This window comes from Nonomuraea sp. NPDC050547, assembly GCF_044457345.1.
Lineage (GTDB): Bacteria > Actinomycetota > Actinomycetes > Streptosporangiales > Streptosporangiaceae > Nonomuraea.
On record NZ_JBITGW010000003.1, the window covers coordinates 644561 to 660429 of the forward strand.

Annotated in this window: 17 protein-coding genes; 6 read left to right on the forward strand and 11 right to left on the reverse strand. The window is 71.1% G+C overall.

Annotated elements, in window-relative coordinates; translation table 11 throughout:
- Positions 1 to 22: 22 nt before the first annotated feature.
- Genes ACIBHY_RS10600 through ACIBHY_RS10625 form a run of 6 tightly spaced genes read right to left on the reverse strand, consistent with a single transcriptional unit; the run spans position 23 to position 7296 of the window.
- Positions 23 to 1852, reverse strand: a complete 1830-nt coding sequence (locus ACIBHY_RS10600) for a S9 family peptidase (protein ID WP_397306541.1) — start codon at positions 1850 to 1852, stop codon at positions 23 to 25.
- Complete coding sequence (locus tag ACIBHY_RS10605; protein WP_397249228.1) at positions 1842 to 2810, reverse strand: ABC transporter ATP-binding protein; 969 nt, start codon at positions 2808 to 2810, stop codon at positions 1842 to 1844. Before ACIBHY_RS10605 ends, ACIBHY_RS10600 begins: the two co-directional genes overlap by 11 nt.
- A complete protein-coding gene (locus ACIBHY_RS10610; RefSeq protein ID WP_397306542.1) occupies positions 2807 to 3787 on the reverse strand; it encodes an ABC transporter ATP-binding protein in 981 nt (326 codons plus the stop codon). The genes ACIBHY_RS10605 and ACIBHY_RS10610 overlap by 4 nt, the downstream gene beginning before the upstream one ends.
- Positions 3784 to 4641, reverse strand: coding sequence for an ABC transporter permease (locus ACIBHY_RS10615; protein ID WP_397306543.1), 858 nt, complete (start codon positions 4639 to 4641; stop codon positions 3784 to 3786). The genes ACIBHY_RS10610 and ACIBHY_RS10615 overlap by 4 nt, the downstream gene beginning before the upstream one ends.
- Positions 4638 to 5603: an ABC transporter permease gene (locus ACIBHY_RS10620; RefSeq protein WP_397249222.1), complete on the reverse strand. Its 966-nt coding sequence runs from the start codon at positions 5601 to 5603 to the stop codon at positions 4638 to 4640. The genes ACIBHY_RS10615 and ACIBHY_RS10620 overlap by 4 nt, the downstream gene beginning before the upstream one ends.
- Positions 5604 to 5610: 7 nt before the next feature.
- Positions 5611 to 7296 carry an ABC transporter substrate-binding protein gene (locus tag ACIBHY_RS10625; protein WP_397306544.1) on the reverse strand — a complete coding sequence of 562 codons (1686 nt, stop codon included), beginning with the start codon at positions 7294 to 7296 and terminating at the stop codon, positions 5611 to 5613.
- 160 nt (positions 7297 to 7456) lie between these two features.
- Here ACIBHY_RS10625 and ACIBHY_RS10630 point away from each other — a divergent pair, with 160 nt between their 5' ends.
- A complete protein-coding gene (locus ACIBHY_RS10630; protein WP_397306545.1) occupies positions 7457 to 8221 on the forward strand; it encodes a TetR/AcrR family transcriptional regulator in 765 nt (254 codons plus the stop codon).
- Here the strand turns inward: ACIBHY_RS10630 and ACIBHY_RS10635 are convergent.
- Together ACIBHY_RS10635 and ACIBHY_RS10640 are read right to left on the reverse strand one after the other, a co-directional pair.
- Positions 8162 to 9268: a M20 family metallopeptidase gene (locus ACIBHY_RS10635; protein WP_397306546.1), complete on the reverse strand. Its 1107-nt coding sequence runs from the start codon at positions 9266 to 9268 to the stop codon at positions 8162 to 8164. The two genes, ACIBHY_RS10630 and ACIBHY_RS10635, sit on opposite strands and share 60 nt — an antisense overlap.
- A gap of 14 nt (positions 9269 to 9282) precedes the next feature.
- Entirely contained in the window at positions 9283 to 9771 is a 489-nt protein-coding gene (locus ACIBHY_RS10640) for a hypothetical protein (protein ID WP_397306547.1), read from the reverse strand.
- Between the two features lie 76 nt (positions 9772 to 9847).
- Between ACIBHY_RS10640 and ACIBHY_RS10645 the strand changes: the two genes are divergently transcribed.
- The gene (locus ACIBHY_RS10645; RefSeq protein ID WP_397306548.1) at positions 9848 to 10489 is read left to right on the forward strand and encodes an FAD-dependent monooxygenase; all 642 of its coding nucleotides are present in this window, start codon (positions 9848 to 9850) and stop codon (positions 10487 to 10489) included.
- Here ACIBHY_RS10645 and ACIBHY_RS10650 read toward each other — a convergent pair.
- Positions 10470 to 11108, reverse strand: a complete 639-nt coding sequence (locus ACIBHY_RS10650; RefSeq protein WP_397306549.1) for a hypothetical protein — start codon at positions 11106 to 11108, stop codon at positions 10470 to 10472. The two genes, ACIBHY_RS10645 and ACIBHY_RS10650, sit on opposite strands and share 20 nt — an antisense overlap.
- Before the next feature lie 778 nt (positions 11109 to 11886).
- On the opposite strand from ACIBHY_RS10650, the gene ACIBHY_RS10655 reads away from it, so the two are divergent.
- Together ACIBHY_RS10655 and ACIBHY_RS10660 are read left to right on the forward strand one after the other, a co-directional pair.
- Positions 11887 to 12450 (forward strand): dihydrofolate reductase family protein, encoded by a 564-nt coding sequence (locus ACIBHY_RS10655; protein WP_397306550.1) that lies wholly within the window; start codon positions 11887 to 11889, stop codon positions 12448 to 12450.
- 122 nt (positions 12451 to 12572) lie between these two features.
- Positions 12573 to 13184, forward strand: a complete 612-nt coding sequence (locus tag ACIBHY_RS10660) for a hypothetical protein (RefSeq protein WP_397306551.1) — start codon at positions 12573 to 12575, stop codon at positions 13182 to 13184.
- A gap of 42 nt (positions 13185 to 13226) precedes the next feature.
- Here ACIBHY_RS10660 and ACIBHY_RS10665 read toward each other — a convergent pair whose 3' ends face one another.
- Positions 13227 to 14159, reverse strand: a complete 933-nt coding sequence (locus tag ACIBHY_RS10665) for a helix-turn-helix transcriptional regulator (protein WP_397306552.1) — start codon at positions 14157 to 14159, stop codon at positions 13227 to 13229.
- Between the two features lie 88 nt (positions 14160 to 14247).
- On the opposite strand from ACIBHY_RS10665, the gene ACIBHY_RS10670 reads away from it, so the two are divergent.
- Both ACIBHY_RS10670 and ACIBHY_RS10675 read left to right on the forward strand, forming a co-directional pair.
- The gene (locus ACIBHY_RS10670) at positions 14248 to 14676 is read left to right on the forward strand and encodes a VOC family protein (protein WP_397306553.1); all 429 of its coding nucleotides are present in this window, start codon (positions 14248 to 14250) and stop codon (positions 14674 to 14676) included.
- Entirely contained in the window at positions 14673 to 15074 is a 402-nt protein-coding gene (locus ACIBHY_RS10675) for a YdeI family protein (RefSeq protein ID WP_397306554.1), read from the forward strand. The genes ACIBHY_RS10670 and ACIBHY_RS10675 overlap by 4 nt, the downstream gene beginning before the upstream one ends.
- Before the next feature lie 18 nt (positions 15075 to 15092).
- Here ACIBHY_RS10675 and ACIBHY_RS10680 read toward each other — a convergent pair whose 3' ends face one another.
- Positions 15093 to 15854 (reverse strand): DUF4097 family beta strand repeat-containing protein, encoded by a 762-nt coding sequence (locus ACIBHY_RS10680; RefSeq protein ID WP_397306555.1) that lies wholly within the window; start codon positions 15852 to 15854, stop codon positions 15093 to 15095.
- Positions 15855 to 15869: the final 15 nt, after the last annotated feature.

Here is a 15869-nt window from a genome sequence, read left to right on the forward strand (position 1 = left end):
AGGGCCCCGGCCGGAGTGGCCCTCAGGACCAGCGTTCCCCGCGCAGGGCCTTGCGGGCCAGCTCCATCTCCAGCTCGATCTTGCCGACCACGCCGTCGTTGCCGACGGGTCCGTGCCCGCCTTCGAAGAAGCGCAGCAGCACGTCACCGCCGGCGGCGCGCAGCCGGCGCGCGTACTCCTCGGCCTGGCGGGCCGGGGTGCGGGTGTCGTGGCGCCCCTGGTTGATCAGCACCGGCGCCCGCACGTCCTCGACGTAGGTCATGGGCGAGCTGAGCCGGAAGCGTTCCTCCGCGAGTTCGGGCCGCCCGCCCAGGAACCCGCGCCAGGCCGCCTGAAGGGCGGGGTGCATGTCCTCGTAGGCGAGCTTCCAGTCGGCCAGCGCGATGAACGCGAACCCGCCCGCGAACAGGCCGGGGAGCCGGCCGAGCGAGAGCAGCGTCAGGAACCCGCCGTAGGAGGAGCCGCGGATGAACACGGCCGAAGGGTCGGCGACGCCCTCGTCGACCAGCCACCGCCAGGCCGCCTCGACGTCCTCCAGCTCGCGGTCGCCGACGGCTCCCCAGAACCCCTCGCGGAACGCCCTGCCGAAGGTGACGGATCCCCGGTAGTTCAGCGACGCGTAGGCGAAGCCCTCGGCCAGCCACGCCTGCGCGGCGGGGTGGTATCCGCCCACGTCGGCGAGGTTCGGGCCGCCGTGCACCCGCAGGACCAGCGGCACCGGCCCGCTCGCGCCCTCCGGCACCGCGACCCACAGCTGCAGCGCGGTCCCGTCCTTGGAGGTGACGGTGACCGAACGCGTCGGGATGCCCGGTACGACCCCGCGCGGGGCCATGACACCGCGCGGCTCGCTCTGGCCGCGCTCCAGGGCGAGCATCTCGAACGGCAGGTCGGCGCGCTGGCGCAGCAGCCGGATCTGACCACGGGGCCCGTAGTGCGAGTTCCACTGGTTGGTCACCGCGCACGCCACCTCGGGGAAGAAGTAGGCGCCGTCAGGATGGGACACGCGCAGCAGCCGACCGGCCCGCAGGTCGTATTCGCAGACGCGGTGGAGGCCGCCGTCGACGTGGACGAGCAGCAGCCGGGCGCCGTCGTCGGACCAGTCGAGCGGGACGAGCTCACCCTCCAGCTCGGGCGCCTCGACGTCGGTCCGCTCACCGGTGAGGGGGTTCCACACGGCGGGACGCGCGTACCCGGTGCGTTCGGTGCTGAGCAGCATCCGGGGGTCCCCGGCGACCGGCGAGAACCGGACCCCGCGCACGGGCGCGAGCGGCCCGTCCGAGACCGACGCCAGCACCGCGCCGTCGGAGGCGTCGAGCACCGTGACGGCGAAGCGGCGGATGCCGGGGTTGTGGTCCGTGGTGTCGATGCTCGCCAGCGTTCCATCGGCGGAGACCAGGCTGTTCCAGGCCTCGTTCCTGCTGCGGTACAGCCGGTGGGGGCCTGACCCGGTCAGGTGGTAGAGCGTGAATCCCTCGTCGGTGACCGTCGCGATGACGACCGCCGAGCCGTCGCGCGCGACGTCGATGCCGCGCAGCGTGTAAGGAGGCAGCTCGGGGGTGAGGTCCGCGGGTTCGCCGTCGACCGGGCAGGACCACAGATGGCCGACCTCGCCGCCGTCCTCGTCGTGCAGCACCAGGATGGAGCGCCCGTCCGCGGCGGGCAGCGGGTTCGCGACGTGCGGCGGCAGGTTCGGCACCCGCAGGGTCTCGCCGGTGGCCGGATTCCACAGGGAGATCTCGGCGTCGCTGAGGCCGGCCGCGTAGATCATTTCGAGGTTGAGGTCGCCGGGACAGGGACGGATGTCCTGGATGATCGGGGTGTCGAAGCGGTCGCGCCAGGCGTCAGAGGACATGGATCAACTCCGGGTGGTGACAGGCGACGCCGTGGCCCCGCGCGTCGGTGACGAGCGGGGGGACCTCGGCGGCGCAGATCGGGCTCGCCTTCGGGCAGAGGGTCCGGAAGCGGCAGCCCGACGGGGGGTCGGTCGGGCTCGGGACGTCGCCGGTCAGGATGATCCGGCGGCGGGCGCGCTCGGCCCGCGGGTCGGGGATCGGCACCGCCGACAGCAGTGCCTGGGTGTAGGGGTGGCGGGGACGCTGGTAGAGCTCGTCCGGCGGTCCTTGCTCGACGATCCGGCCGAGATACATGACGGCCACCTCGTCGCTGGCGTGCCGTACCACCGACAGGTCGTGCGCGATGAGGAGGTAGGTCAGCCCGAGCCGGTCCTGGAGGTCCTCCAGGAGGTTGATGACGCCGGCCTGGATGCTGACGTCCAGCGCGCTGACCGGCTCGTCCAGCACGATCACGTCGGGCTCGACGGCGAGCGCGCGGGCGATGCCGACGCGCTGGCGCTGCCCTCCGGAGAACTCGTGCGGGAACCGTCCGGCGTGCAGGGGGTCGAGTCCGACGAGCTCCAGCAGTTCGGGGACGCGCCCGGTGCCGAGGCCGTGGGTCTCGAGCGCCTCGGTGAGGATCGCGCGGACGGTCATGCGGGGGTTGAGCGAGGCGTACGGATCCTGGAAGACCATCTGGATGCGCCGCCGCGACCGGCGCAACCGGTCGGACGGCAGCGCCGTGAAGTCGGTGCCGTCGAGAAGCACCTGGCCCGAGGTCGGTTCGACGAGCCGTACCAGGCACGCGGCCAGCGTGGACTTCCCGCAGCCGCTCTCCCCGACGAGCCCGAGCGTCTTGCCGCGCTCGATCCGCAGCGACACCCCGGAGACGGCCTGCACGGTGCCGGACCGGCGGCGGAACGCCCCAGCGCGCACGGGATAGGTCTTGACGAGGTCTGTGACCTGTAGCGCCGTCATCGCGGCCGCACCTCCTTCAGCTCCGCCGCGCGCAGGCAGGACGCCGTGTGGCCGTCGCCGATCCGGACCGGCGGCGGGACCGTCGTGTCGCACAGACCGGCGCGGGCGTGCTCGCAGCGCGGATGGAACGGGCAGCCCGGCGCCCGCGAGGGCTGGCCGGGGATCTGGTAGAGCCGCTCGCCGTGCCGGGCGTCGAGCCGGGGGAGCGAGGCCAGCAGCCCTCTGGTGTAGGGGTGGGCGGGCGTGTAGAAGATCGGTTCGACGGCGGCCTCCTCGGCCTTGGCGCCCGCGTACATCACCAGCACCCGGTCGGCGACGCCGGCCACCACGCCCAGGTCGTGGGTGATCAGCATGAGCGCGGTCGCGGTGCGCTGCTGGATCCGTCTGATCACGTCGAGGATCTGCGCCTGCACGGTCACGTCGAGGGCGGTCGTGGGCTCGTCGGCGATGAGCAGATCCGGTTCGTTGGCGATGCTCATCGCGATCATGACGCGCTGGCGCATGCCGCCGGACAGCTCGTGCGGGTACTGGCTCGCGCGCCTGGCCGGCGAGGAGATGCCGACCAGGTCGAGAAGCTCGACGACCCGCTCGCGCAGCGCGGCGCGGGTGACCGAGGCGTCGTGCACGCTGATGGCCTCGGCGATCTGCGCGCCGACGGTGTGCACCGGCGTGAGCGCGGTCAGCGCGTCCTGGAAGATCATCGCGATGCGGCTGCCCCGCAGGGTGCGCAGGTCGGACTCGGAGCGGCCCAGGAGTTCCTCGCCGCGGAACCGGATCGACCCCGTGACCCGGGCGCGGCCGGGCAGGATCCCGAGCACCGCCATCGACGTGACGCTCTTGCCCGAGCCCGACTCGCCGACGATGGCGAGCGTCTCGCCGGGCGCGACGGAGAACGAGAGCCCGGTGACGGCCGCGACCGTGCCGCCGTCCGTGGGGAGCCGGACGGTGAGGTCGTCGACCTCCAGCAGGGCGGTCACGGGCGTGCTCCCTTCGGGTCGAAGGCGTCTCTGAGGCCGTCGCCGAGGAAGTTGATGGCCAGCGCCGTCAGGAGGATGAACAGGCCGGGGAAGTACAGCAGGTAGACCTTGCCGGTGCCGATCAGCCCGGACGCCTGGCTCAACAGGTTGCCCCAGCTGGACTCCGGAGGCTGCACGCCGTACCCCAGGAAGGAGAGCGTCGATTCGACGATCACCGCGCTCGCCGCGCCGAGGGAGGTGCTGACGGCGATGACACCCGTGAGGTTGGGCAGGATATGTCGCACGATGATGTGCCACCTGGTCACGCCCAGCACGGTGGCCGCGGCGATGTACTCCTTCTCCCGCAGCGACAGCACCTGGCCGCGGACGATCCTGGCCACGGTGGTCCAGCCGATCGCCGCCAGCACAGGGACGATCACGACGGGGGAACGGCCGGCGCCCTGGAGCACGACCGCCAGGACCACGATCGCGGGCAGGACGATGAACAGGTCCGTGATCCGCATGATGATCTCGTCCGCCCAGCCGCCGAAGAAGCCCGCCGCGGCGCCCAGCGCGGTGCCGACCACGGTGGCGAGCACGGCGACGCACAGGCCGATCGCCAGCGAGATCCGCCCGGCGTACAGGAGCTCGGTGAGGTAGTCGCGGCCCAGCTCGTCGGTGCCGAACCAGTGCGCCGCCGACGGCGGCACGGGCCCGAGCATCAGGTTCTGGGCGCCGCGTTCGTAGGGGGCGATCAGGTCCGCGCCGAAGCAGCCGAGCAGCAGGAGGAGGAGCACCGCGAGCCCCGCGACGGCCAGACGGTGGCGCAGGAACCGCCGGCGGGCCAGTTGCCACGGGGTGCGTTCGGCTGTCATCGGAGCCTCACTCTCGGGTCGAGTACGGCGTAGGCGAGGTCGGCCAGCAGGTTGAACACGATCACGACCACCGCGACCACGAGCGTCCACGGCACGAGGACGAACACGTCGCCCGAGAGCAGGGAGTCGAGGAACAACCGGCCCATGCCCTGGATGGCGAAGATCTGCTCGGTGACCACGAGCCCGCCGAACAACAGGCCGGCGTCCACGGCGGTGACGCTGACGAAGGGACCGAGCGCGGTGCGCAGGGCGTGCCGCGTGACGATCCGGCGTTTCGGCACTCCCTTGGCCCGCGCGGTCCGCACGTACTCGCTGGTGAGGGCGTCGAGCATCGTGGCCCGGGTGAACCTGCTCCAGCTCGCCACCAGGCCCACGGTCAGCGTCAGCACGGGCAGGACGAGATGGCGCGCGTAGTCGAGCGGGCCGCCGCCGTCGGGGGAGTGCAGGCCCACGAAGTAGAGCGGCGGATCGGTCAGGCCGAGCAGTTCCTGCGGCCAGGCCGCGAGGATCTGGATGAGGATCAGCCCGAGCCAGAACGGCGGCATCGCGACCCCGAGGTAGGACAGCCCGGTGAAGGCCAGGTCGCCGGCGGAGTACTGCCGCACCGCCGAGTAGACGCCGACGGCCAGCGCGATCACCGCGGCGACGAGGACACCCCAGACGATCAGCTGCAGGGTGGTGCCGAGTGCGGGCAGGATCAGGCCGTGGACCGGGCCCGCCGTACGCGAGCTGACTCCCCAGTCGCCGGTGACGAACCGCGTGAGCCAGTGCCAGTACTGCACGGGGATCGACTGGTCGAGGCCGAGGCGCTCGGCCGCGCGGGCGAGCGCGCCGGGGTCACGCCCGCCGCGCAGTTTGGCCAGCGGGTCGAAGGCGATCCTGACCGCCCAGAAGAGCAGGAATGAGGCGATGAGGACGACGGGCACCGAGTAGAGCAGCCGCCGTGCGAGGTAGGCGAACATCGGCGTCTCAGCTCGCCAGGCCCCATTGGGCGAGGTTCCAGAACGGACCGCGCGCGGGGTCGATGGCCAGCGGGCCGCCGATCTTGTTGTTCCACAGCAGGATGTTGGGGATCACGTCGAGCGGCAGGAGGGCGGCCGAGTCGGCGAGGAGCCTGTCCGCCTGGCGGGAGATCTCGACGCGCTCGGCCTCGTCGAGAGACGACGCGGCAGTGTCGAGCACCTTGTCGAGGCCGGGCAGGTCGATCCGTGACATGTTGAGCCCGGAGCGGCCGTTGCCTTCGGTGGGGATCGCGCTCGATGAGAAGGACGCGGCGAGCGAGGGCTGGGGGAAGGTGTCGACGAGGGTCCACAGGCCCATCTGGAAGTCGCCCTTGGGGAGCTTGCTCGCGAACAGGTCCGTGGCCGAGGTGTTGTCGATCTTCGCCTCGAAGCCGGCGGCGCGCAGTTGCTCCTGCAAGATCTGCTCGGTCAGCTCGCGGCGCTTGTTGCCGGTCATCGTGCTGACGGAGAACGCCGCCCGGTTTCCCGCCTTGGCCCAGATGCCGTCGGAGCCCTTGGCCCAGCCGTCGCCCCGCATCAGGGAGTCGACCTTGGCGAGGTCGGGGGTGTACTGGGCGAAGTCGGTTCCGCCGTAGCGGCCGACGAGCGGGGTGTGCGCGCTCTGGGCGGGTTCGCTGACGCCGAGCGCGCCGTACAGGCGGGTGACGACGGCCTTGCGGTCGATCGCGTGCGAGACGGCCTTGCGGAACGTCACGGAGTCGAAGGGCGCTCTGGCGTTGTTGAACCAGATCGCCTCAAGGTTGCCCGACTCGGGGTCGACGATCGAGCTCGCGTTGGGCAGCCCGCTCGTGATCTGGTCGATCGAATCGAGCTGGGGCGTGGGGTAGAGCGCGTCGAGCTGGCCGGTCTTGAACGCCTGGAACGCGGCGGCGGTGTCGGCCGTGAACTGGAAGGTGACCTTGTCGAGCTTGGGTTTGTCGCCCCAGTAGTTGGGGTTCGGCACGAGGACGACCGAGACGCCCTTCGTCCAGGACTCGATCTTCCACGGGCCTCCGCTCCAGGTGTAGCCGTCCTTCATCAGGGCGCTGCGGTTCTTGCCCTTGAGCAGGTGGCTGGGGAGCAGGCCGCTGCCGTCGCTGAACAGGCCCTTCCAGCTCGCGTAAGGGGCGTCGAACGTGACGACCGCCGTCTGGGGATCGGGAGTGTCGATCTTGGTGAGGTGGCTGTATCCGGTCCGGTTCAGGACGTCCTTGCCGTCGCGGATCGCCAGTGCCGTGTAGGCGAAGTCCGCCGACGTGATCGGCTCGCCGTCCGACCAGACGGCCTTCGGGTTGATCCGGTAGGTGACCTTCTGCGGCGGCCCGGCGGCGACTTCGGGTTCCGACGCCATGACGTTCGTGGCCGCGAGCCCCCACGTGCCGTCGACCTTCCTGGGCTCGAACACCCGGGGAATCGTCGGGATGTCCATGATGAACGTGCCCCAGATCGAGGTGGCGCAGCTCGCGATCCAGTCGGTGCAGTCCGGTTCCTGCTCGGCGCCGATGACGATGCTTCCCCCCTGACGCACCGGCGCGGCCGTGGCGGTGCGGGCGTCGGGCTTCAGGGCCGTGCCGGTGCCTCCGCTCGTGCACGAGGCCGCGAGGAGGGCGAGGGCGGCGAGCCCCATTGCTCCGAGTCTGAACCTGGTGCTCATGCTCTGACCTTTCTGGGGGGTGATGAGAGGGAGAGTATGGGCAAGTCAGAAGCTAGGCAAGGGTATTGGGCATGTTTATAGTCATTCGCGTTGACTATGCTTTAGCCCGTCACTGCGATCAGGTGGTGCGAAAATGCGTGGGTCGACGAGGGAGGCTTTGGTGGCATCAACACGCCAGTCGAAGGAGACGGGTGCCAAGGGGGAGGCGCGGCCACGCCGTGCGCGTGACAGCCTCAACCGGGAGGTGATCCTGGCGGCCGCCGAGAAGATCGCTCTGCGCGACGGCCTGGACGCGCTGACCTTCCAGGAGCTCGGAACCGAGCTCGAGGCCCACCCGACCTCGCTGTACCGCCATTTCAAGGACAAGGACGAACTGCTCCTCGAACTGGTCGACGGCCTCAGGGCCCGCTCCTACGGCGGCACCGTCACGCCTACCGACGACTGGCGGGCCGACCTGCGCGACATCGCCCAGCGGGTACGCGAGCACTACCTCCGCTACGCTCCGTTCGCCCAGCAGATGGTCATGCGCACCACGCGGCGGCCCACGGAGTTCTCCAGCGTCGACTTCACCCTCGACGCCGTACGGCGGGCCGGAGTCGCCGACGAGGAGGTGGCGGTCGTGCAGCGCGCGTTCGGCAGCTTCGTACGTTCCGTGGCGAGCCTGGAGGCGGCCGTCCACGCGCTCGACCCGGAGGTACGGCGCAGGGACGAGCTCGCCTGGCAGGTGGAGTACCGGCAGCTGGACGCCGACGCGTACCCCGCCATCGCCCATCATGCCGACCGGCTCCCGAGCCTCGGCGGCCCGTCCGCCTTCGACGTCGGCCTGGAGATGATGCTCGACGCGATCGAGGTGCGCGCCGAACGCTCACGCGCGCGTCAGCGCGTCGATCAGAGCGGTGACGAGCCGGGCCCGGCCAGGGAGTGAGGCCAGGTCGACCCACTCGTGCTCCGCGTGGGCGCCGTCCCCCTGCGGGCCGAGCCCGTCGAGCGTGGGGATGCCCAGCGCGCCGGTGAAGTTGGCGTCGGACGCTCCTCCGACCGCGACCTCTTCGGGATCGGGCAGCCCGAGGCGCGCCGCGGCCTTGCGGGCCGCCGCGAACAGTTCCCGGGAACTCGCCGACTCCAGCGGCGGACGGTTGATCTCGCCGTCGACCCGGACCACGGCTCCCGGGAGGGTGGGGGCGAGCGCGCGCAGGCGCCCGTCGACGCGCGCCAGCTCCGCCGGTTCCCACGCGCGGACGTCCACGCGCAGGTGCGCCCGCGCGGGCACGGTGTTCGTGGCGGTGCCCGCGCGCGCGACCGTCGGGGTGACCGTCGTGCCACGTTCGGGGTCGGCCAGCTCCGACACGGCCACCACCTGCGCGGCGAGTTCGAGCAGCGCGTTGACGCCGCGCTCCGGCTCCAGCCCCGCGTGGGCCGCCCTGCCGGTGATCTCCACGCTGTAGAACGCCCCGCCCTTGCGCGCCGTCTTGAGCGCCCCCGCCTGACTGGGTTCCAGCACGAGTACGGCGTCGCGGGCCCCGGCCATCTCCTCGACCAGCGCCCGCGAGGTCGGCGAGCCGATCTCCTCGTCGCCGGTGATCAGGATGCTCACCGAGCCGGGATCGCGGCACCCGGCGAGCGCGGCGAACGCCGTCACGAGCCCGGCCTTCATGTCGAACACCCCCGGACCGTACGCGCGGCCGCCTTCGGCACGGAACGGGCGGCGGGCGACGGTGCCGAGCGGCCACACCGTGTCGGCGTGGCCGAGCAGCAGCACCCCGCCCTCCGCGGATGCGCGCCACAGCAGGTGCGGGGTGCCGTTCACCGTGACGATCTCCGCCGGCCTGCCGAGCAGCGGCTCTCCCCAGGAGCGCATCAGGGCGTAACAGCCCTCCAGTCCCTCCGCGTGACCGGAGGGGGACTCGATGCCCACCAGGGCGGACAGGCGCTCGGACAGCACGGCGTGATCCATGGCCAGAACTGTAGTCATGCGCATTGACTAGCTCAAGGGCTAAGAGCATGACCTGCTGGGGTCTCCTGCGCGGTGAGTGCGGTGAGGATGCCGGCGGTGATGAAGGTGATGAGGCGCTCGCGGTCGGCGGTGACGGTCCGGCCGGTGCGGGGGCTGAGGCGGTGCGGCCAGTCGAGTGCGGTGAAGGCGCCGGACTGGTGGAGGCTGAGCAGGCCCAGCATGCTGGTGTAGGCGAACCGGACGGCGTCGTCGTCGAGACCGGGAAGGGCGTGAAGGGGGCTCGCGTCGGGCACATCCCGGCGGAAGGCATCGAACGCCGCTACGGCGCCCCGTTCTACGCCCTGCACCGGGCCGAACTGCATCGCATCCTGTCGGCCGGGCTCGAACCGGGCACGCTGCGCGTGGGCCGCCGCGCCGAGAAGATCACCACGGAAGCCGGGCAGGCCACGGTCGTGCTGCGCGCACCCCGACGGCATCGTGACGGAATCGGCCGGCCTGATCGTGGCCGCCGACGGGGTCAACAGCGCACTGCGCGCCCAGTTGTTCCCCGGCTAGCCGGGGCCGGCCTTCGCCGGATACACCGTCGGGCGCGGCTTCGTGCCCGCCCGATCGCTGAACGTGCCGAGCGTGCTGTCGGAGACCTGGGGCGGTGGCGGCGCCCGGTTCGGCCACGCCGCCATCAACGACGGGCAGATCTACTGGTTCGCCTGCGAAACCATCGCCGAACACGCTCAGCCCGCCCACGACCTGGCGCGGCTCGCCACCCGCTTCCGGAACTGGCACGCACCCATCCCCGCCATGCTCGCCGCCGGCTCTCCCGGGACGCTGCTCCGGCACGATGTCTACTACCTGCGCGAACGCCTGCCCAGCTTCGTCCGCGGCCGGGTGGTCCTGCTCGGCGACGCGGCCCACGCGGTCACGCCGGACATCGGCCAGGGCGCGTGCCTGGCCGTGGAGGACGCGGTGACGCTCGCCGCCGCCATCGGCAAGAGGGGCATCGACGACGGGCTGCACGCCCACGACAGGCTCCGGCGACCCCGGACGGAGCGCATGGCCCGTATGTCCGGCGGGCTCGGGCACATCCTCCAGACCGCCGGCCCCACCGCGGCGCTGCTGCGCGACACCATCACCGCCGCTTTGCCCACCCCTCTGCTCATGAAGGCCGTCGGCGGCGCCCTGGCCTGGAACCCGCCCTTCGGCTCCGCCACCACCGGCGGCGTCACATCCACGGTCCGGTGAGCGACTGACCCGTCGTGACGCCGAACACCGCGTGCACGGCCCGTCCGCCGTGATCGGCGGCGGCCAGGAGCCCTCCGCCCAGCCCCAGGACGATCGGCCACGACTCGCCCCTGAGGTCGAACGGCGTCCCCAGAGGCCTGCCCGTGGCCAGGTTGACGACGACCGCCATCCCGTCGCGCTCGATCACGGCGACGGGCACGCATCCCACCATGCCGGTGACCAGCGCGCCCAGCCTTCCCGGGTCGCCGCGGACCGTGCCCAGCGTCAGGTCGGCCTCCCTGGTACCGGTGGCCAGGTCGATGACCCAGACCGCCGAACGGCCCAGCGCCGGCGCGACCGGCCCGCCGTACAGGCGAGTCACCTCAAGGTCGAGCAGGCGGCCGGGCGGATGGGCGCTCGCCCCGGCCCGATCCCAGAACCGCGGCGTGGTCCGCTTCCCTCCGTCGCCGGCCGCGATGATCAGATCGCCGGAAAGCGCGACATGGCTCACCTGGCGGGAGAAGCCGCTCAGCGGCGGGCCGCGTTCCCTGCGGGTACGCAGGTCCCAGACCCTGACGACCGGGGCGAACGTGCCGCCGCCGGTGACCACGGTGCTCGCGTCGGCCGTGATCGCGCGCACCCCGGCCTCCGGCGAGACGGGTTCGCCGGCGGGCTGGAGCTGGAGGTCCCCCAGGCCGGGCAGGGTGCGGACCTCGGTCAGCGTCGGCAGATCGACGATCGTCAGGTCGCGATGCGCGACGACGGCGACCGGGCGCCGCCCAGCTCGGTCACGGCGAGGCCGCGGACGTCCGCCCCGTCCTCGCCGGCGGGCGCGAACCTGAAGGACCTGCGCAAAAGGGTACGGCCGCGCAGGTCCCAGAGCCGCAGAAGGCCGTTCCCGTCGGCGGTCAGCGCGATCGGCCGGCGGAGTTTCCGGACTCGTTCACCCGGCCCGGCGCCGCCCGAGGGCAGGCGACACTTCTCGGCGTCCGGACTCTGATGGGTCCGGTCATGCAGGGGGGCGGGAGGTTGAACCTGCCGTGAGCCACAGCGCGATGACGTTCGCCGTCATCTGTCATCTGTTCTCCGGGGTCTGCGGGATGCCCTGTTCGTGACACTAAGCCGGGACGCCCGATCTGACGCTCTCAAAGGATGGACGCACCACAGATCTTGCAGGAGGGAGGCGCATATGCGGGATCACGGGTTCGCACCGGCTTGCCGCGAGATTCGCTTCAGTCACCAGAAGAAGATTCTGTGAATCCACCTGCTCTCGGGTGTCGAGAACCTGGCGTCTGCTTCGTCCCCGGGGCATCAGCGACCGGCGAGGAGGCCCAGCGGAGGGACAGCGTCCCTCGGCGTCGGGTTCGTCACCAAGGCTCCGGGTACAGCCGGCAGATACACGAAAGGCACGGTCAGTGATGCGAAAGCTCATCGTTCAGCAGTGGGTCACCGTCGACAACATCGCCGCGGAGGAGGACGGCGGGCTCAGCTTCGTGTCGGTGGAGCCCTTCTCCGAGACCACACAGCCCGCGTACAAGGCGAGCGTGATGGGGCTCATCGACGCGGTCGACACGCTGATTCTCGGTGCGACCACCTACGCCCAGTCCACGGGCTGGGCGTACGCCACCGAGCAGGGCGAGTACGGCGAGAAGCTCAACAACCTCACCAAGTACGTCGCCTCGTCGAAGCTGGATGACGCCCCCTGGGGCGACTTTCCCGCCGCGACCGTGACGCGCGACCCGGCCGCCACCATCCGGGAACTCAAGCGGCGAAGCGGCAAGGACATTTGGATGTGGGGGAGCCTGACACTCATGCGGTCCATGCTGGACGCCGGCCTCGTCGACGAGCTCACCCTGCTCGTCTGCCCGGTCACCCGAGGCAAGGGAACGCGCATCTTCGAGGATCGGCAGAACCTGGAGCTCATCGACGCCACCCCGTTCGAGAACGGCGTGGTAATCCTGCGCTACGGAATCAAGAAATAGCGCTCGTCCGCTACGTCGGCGAGGACGTGGTTCCGCCCCGGCAGGTCAGGGCCTTCGCGGTCACGACACAAGCGGCACATCCCGCGTTGACATCGATGGCGTCGAGGTCCCAGGTTGGGGTCATGGAGGAGTTTCGCATGGCGCGGGCATTTTCCGTCGCGACCGTTGTTCGGCTGTGTCTTCCTTTTGTGCTCTTGATTCCTGTGTGGCTGATATTCATAGCCCTGGTCCCTGATCATCACCGCATCGGGCCGATACTCCTTGCGGCAGGGGCGACGGTGGTCTTACCGGCCGTGCGGTTGGCCTGGTGGCGGCAACTGGCCGCGGCCACGGTCGCGCGCCTGTCTCCTGAGGGCGTGGAGATGGAGGATCGGTACGGATCGCGTGTGCACCTGGCCTGGCGGCACATCGAGCGCATCGATGTCGTGGAAAGCCGGATTCCCAGTCCGCGAACCCTGACCAAGGCCGGCAGGATAGGCGTCCGAACCGGAGCCAGGCAATGCGTCGGCCTGGTCGGCTGGGGCGACTACGAGATTCCCCGCCACGCCCCCACCTGGCTATCGGCCCATCGGGCCCGGCTGCCCTTCGATCCGGCATCGGGGCTACAGAAAATCAGCATCCCCCTCGGCGCTGTCGATCCCCTGTGGGAATACGGCCCGATGGGTGACCGGATCCGCCGGCACCGGCCCGATCTCTTTCAGCCGGCCGTCGCCCCGCGCGCGCATCCTGCCTGAATGGCTGGAGAAGATCAGGTGCGGTCTTCACGGCCGCCCTTGTCAGGACTCGGCGTAGCGGTCGGTGAGTTCTCGGCCGATGCGGGCGAGTTCGTCGCGGACGGAGCGGGGCTCGATCACCTCGACCATGGCGCCCCAGCCGGCCAGTTGTTCGGCGATCGCGCGGGGCATGTGGGCGGCCACGCGTGCTCGGACGCGTCCACCGGGCTCGGTGGCGACGACTTCGCAGTGCCGTCCGAAGTGTGAGCGCAGCACGGGCAGGAACCTGGCGTCGATCAGCACCTGCGCGGTGACGAGCGAGCGTCGTTGTTCCATCTGCTCGACGGTGCGCGACCACTCCGTGGCCAGGTCGAACTCTTCCGGCCGCTCGGCGGGCAGGTCGGTGATGACCGCTTCGGTGATGCGGTCGGCGCGGAAGGTACGTCGGCCCGCGGGCGTGTCCGCGATGAGGTACCAGATGCCGTCCTTGTCGACCAGGCCCAGGGGGTCCACGAGCCGGTCCTGCCCGTTGTAGGCCAGCCGTACCTTGACTCTGCGCACCACCGCGGTCTGCAGGGACTCGTGCGGGACGGAAAGTTCACGGTCCGCCTCGCCCCAGCCGGCGCGGTCGGACACGACGGCCTGTGCGGCGGCCTGGGCGTCGGCGCGGAAGGTCGCCGGCAGGGCGCGGACGAGCTTGCGCAGGGCGGAGGTCAGTTCGGGGGTGGCCGTGCCGGCCCGGCCGAGCAGGAGGAACAGGGCGCGGGTCTCGTCCGCGTTCAGGCCGGTGAGGTCGGTACGGGCGCCGCCGACGAGTGACCATCCGCCGCCGCGGCCCGGCTGGGGGTAGACCGGGATGCCCGCGGCCGACAACGACTCCAGGTCGCGGCGGGCGGTGGCCACGGAGGTCTCCAGTTCCTTGGCCAGTTCCGCGGCGGTCACCCGGCCGCGGGCCTGGAGCAGCAGCAGGGCTGCCACGAGACGGTCGGCGCGCATGTCCTCATCTTGGCAAACAAAGTGCTCAATCGGTGAGCACTTTAAGCGGGATGATGGATACACGACCTCGAGAGAGAAGGAAGATCGCATGTTGCGAGGACTCACCACCACGTCGTTCTACTCGCCCGACCTGGACGCCACCAAGAGCTGGTACACCGAGCTGTTCGGGATCGCGCCCTACATGGACACCCCGGCCTACCTGGAGTGGCGCATCGGCGACTACCAGCACGAGTTCGGCGTCATCGACAGCTCCTACGCCGACAGCGAGCTGGCCAGGACCCCGTCTCCGGAGGCGGTGGGCCGGCCGGCGGGCGCGGTGGTCTTCTGGCACGTCGACGACGTGCCCGCGGCACTGGAGCGGCTCGTGGCCATGGGAGCCAAGGAGCACGACGCGCCCCGCGACCGCGGCACCGGTTTCATCACCGCCACGGTGATCGACCCGTGGGGCAACATCCTGGGCCTGATGTACAACCCGCATTACCTGGAGGTGCTGAACTCCATGAAGAGCGGGTCGTGAAGATCTTCACCGACGCCGCCGCCTGGCGTGAGTGGCTGAGCGCCCACCACACCTCCGACACGGAGGTGTGGGTGGTGCTGGCCAAGAAGGGCACCACCGAGCCGACCAGCCTCACCTACGAGCAGGCGGTTCAGGAAGCGCTGTGCCATGGCTGGATCGACGGGCTCACCCGCAGGCGCGACGAGGCGACCTACACCCAGCGCTACACCCCGCGCCGCCCGCGCAGCTCCTGGTCGCGGCCGAACATCGCGCGGGTGGCACGGCTGCGGAAGGAGGGCCGGATGCGGCCCGCCGGGCTCGCCGAGGTCGAACGCGCCCAGGCGGACGGCCGCTGGCACGAGCCTGACGTCCCCGCCGAGCCTTCGTGCGGGCCTGATGAGGTCGGCTCCCGCGCGTAGAGCCGCGGGCGCGCGGCCCTACTTCGGTACGGACCGTTTCACCACCACGTCGCCGAACGTGGCCGAGGCGTGGATCTCCACGCTCTCCTCGGGCGGCGGCCACGCCTCCAGCAGGTTGCGCACGGCGCCGTAGGTGGAGTCGAGGCTGAGCCGGGCGGCGCTTCCCCTTCTGACGCCCACCTCGACCTGGCCCGAGGCCACGAGGGTCACCGAGCCTCTGGCCACCTCGCCGATCCCGACGTCGCCCTCCCCGGTCGTGACCTCGACGTCGGCGTGGGCCCGCTCGACCTCGATCCGGCCACGGGTGGTCGTGACCCGCAGACCGCCGGCGGCCTCGCCGAGACACAGGTCGCCGTTCCGCATCGTGATGACGGCCGGTCCCTCGACGGCGGCGACGCACACGTCACCCGATCCGGACTCCACGTCGAGCCCGGCGGTCTGGTCGAGCTGGATTCCACCGTGGGCGCTGTGGATCCTGGTCTCCCCGAGCCGGCCGTGGCTCCGCACCTGGCCGGCCGACAGGTCGATCTCCAGGCCGGAGCCTTCGGGGAGCTGGATCTCCACCGTGACCGCGCCCTGGCGCGGCGTGCGCACCTTCAGGTGGCCGCCGGAGTACTCCACCTCGGTCAGACCGGCCGCGGTGGCGTCGTCGTCGCTGGCCGGGTCGAGCGGGTTCACCCTGACCCGTGTGTCGGCGCGGCGCTCGGCCACGAGCCGAACTTCTCCCGCCGCGAGGTCGACCGCGGCTTGGATGGGTTTCGGGGTGTCAAAGGAGTTCACGCTGTGCACTCTAGG

What these genes read in the sequence shown, in the direction of transcription:
- ACIBHY_RS10600 (WP_397306541.1), bottom strand. Translation starts at nt 1,852, where the DNA reads ATGTCCTCTGACGCCTGGCGCGACCGCTTCGACACCCCGATCATCCAG.
- ACIBHY_RS10605 (WP_397249228.1), bottom strand. Translation starts at nt 2,810, where the DNA reads ATGACGGCGCTACAGGTCACAGACCTCGTCAAGACCTATCCCGTGCGC.
- ACIBHY_RS10615 (WP_397306543.1), bottom strand. Translation starts at nt 4,641, where the DNA reads ATGACAGCCGAACGCACCCCGTGGCAACTGGCCCGCCGGCGGTTCCTG.
- ACIBHY_RS10620 (WP_397249222.1), bottom strand. Translation starts at nt 5,603, where the DNA reads ATGTTCGCCTACCTCGCACGGCGGCTGCTCTACTCGGTGCCCGTCGTC.
- ACIBHY_RS10625 (WP_397306544.1), bottom strand. Translation starts at nt 7,296, where the DNA reads ATGAGCACCAGGTTCAGACTCGGAGCAATGGGGCTCGCCGCCCTCGCC.
- ACIBHY_RS10635 (WP_397306546.1), bottom strand. Translation starts at nt 9,268, where the DNA reads ATGACTACAGTTCTGGCCATGGATCACGCCGTGCTGTCCGAGCGCCTG.
- ACIBHY_RS10655 (WP_397306550.1), top strand. Translation starts at nt 11,887, where the DNA reads ATGCGAAAGCTCATCGTTCAGCAGTGGGTCACCGTCGACAACATCGCC.
- ACIBHY_RS10660 (WP_397306551.1), top strand. Translation starts at nt 12,573, where the DNA reads ATGGAGGAGTTTCGCATGGCGCGGGCATTTTCCGTCGCGACCGTTGTT.
- ACIBHY_RS10665 (WP_397306552.1), bottom strand. Translation starts at nt 14,159, where the DNA reads ATGCGCGCCGACCGTCTCGTGGCAGCCCTGCTGCTGCTCCAGGCCCGC.
- ACIBHY_RS10670 (WP_397306553.1), top strand. Translation starts at nt 14,248, where the DNA reads ATGTTGCGAGGACTCACCACCACGTCGTTCTACTCGCCCGACCTGGAC.